The following is a 1,177-nucleotide window of genomic DNA, read 5'->3' as shown; positions in this document are numbered from 1 at the left end:
TTACTCGACGATCGAGGCGACGATGCCGGCGCCGACGGTGCGGCCGCCTTCGCGGATTGCGAAGCGCAGCTTTTCTTCCATCGCGATCGGGTTGATCAGCGTCACCTTAACGGTGACGTTGTCGCCAGGCATGACCATTTCCGTGCCTTCCGGAAGTTCGACGATGCCCGTCACGTCCGTCGTGCGGAAGTAGAACTGCGGACGGTAGTTGGTGAAGAACGGCGTATGACGACCGCCTTCTTCCTTCGTCAGGATGTAGGCTTCAGCCATGAACACCGTGTGCGGCTTGACCGAACCCGGCTTGCACAGGATCTGGCCACGCTCGACGCCGTCACGCTGGACGCCACGGATCAGCGCGCCGATGTTGTCGCCGGCCTGGCCCTGGTCGAGCAGCTTGCGGAACATTTCAACGCCGGTCACCGTCGTCTTGGTGGTGGCGCGGATGCCGACGATCTCGACTTCTTCGCCAACCTTGACGATGCCACGCTCGACGCGGCCGGTCACGACCGTACCACGGCCCGAGATCGAGAACACGTCTTCGATCGGCAGCAGGAACGGCAGGTTGATCGGACGCTCAGGCGTCGGGATGTAGGCGTCGACAGCGGCCATCAGCTCGCGGATCGAATCTTCGCCGATCTTCTTGTCGCTATCTTCAAGAGCAGCCAGTGCCGAACCCTTGATGATCGGAATGTCGTCGCCCGGGAAGTCGTAGGACGACAGAAGTTCGCGCACTTCCAGCTCGACGAGCTCGAGAAGCTCGGCGTCGTCGACCTGGTCGACCTTGTTCAGGAACACCACGATTGCCGGAACGCCAACCTGACGGGCGAGCAGGATGTGCTCGCGGGTCTGCGGCATCGGGCCGTCGGCAGCCGAGCAAACCAGGATCGCGCCGTCCATCTGCGCCGCACCGGTGATCATGTTCTTCACATAGTCGGCGTGGCCGGGGCAGTCGACGTGCGCATAGTGGCGGGCCGGCGTCTCATATTCGACGTGCGCGGTCGAAATGGTGATGCCGCGTGCCTTTTCTTCAGGAGCCGCGTCGATCTGGTCATAGGCCTTGTACTCGCCGAAGTACTTCGTGATCGCGGCCGTCAGCGACGTCTTGCCATGGTCAACGTGACCGATCGTGCCAATGTTGACGTGCGGCTTGTTGCGCTCAAACTTGCTCTTTGCCATT

Annotated in this window: 1 protein-coding gene; it reads right to left on the bottom strand. The window is 61.9% G+C overall.

All coding sequences use genetic code 11. From position 1 onward, the window contains the following. Window positions 1-1,176: an elongation factor Tu gene (gene tuf, locus MOV61_RS29970; RefSeq protein ID WP_038542137.1), complete on the bottom strand. Its 1,176-nt coding sequence runs from the start codon at window positions 1,174-1,176 to the stop codon at window positions 1-3. Between the last annotated feature and the right edge of the window lies 1 nt (window position 1,177).

Source organism: Neorhizobium sp. BETTINA12A (assembly GCF_023006485.1).
Classification (GTDB): domain Bacteria; phylum Pseudomonadota; class Alphaproteobacteria; order Rhizobiales; family Rhizobiaceae; genus Neorhizobium.
This window is presented reverse-complemented; position numbering and strand designations above follow the sequence as displayed.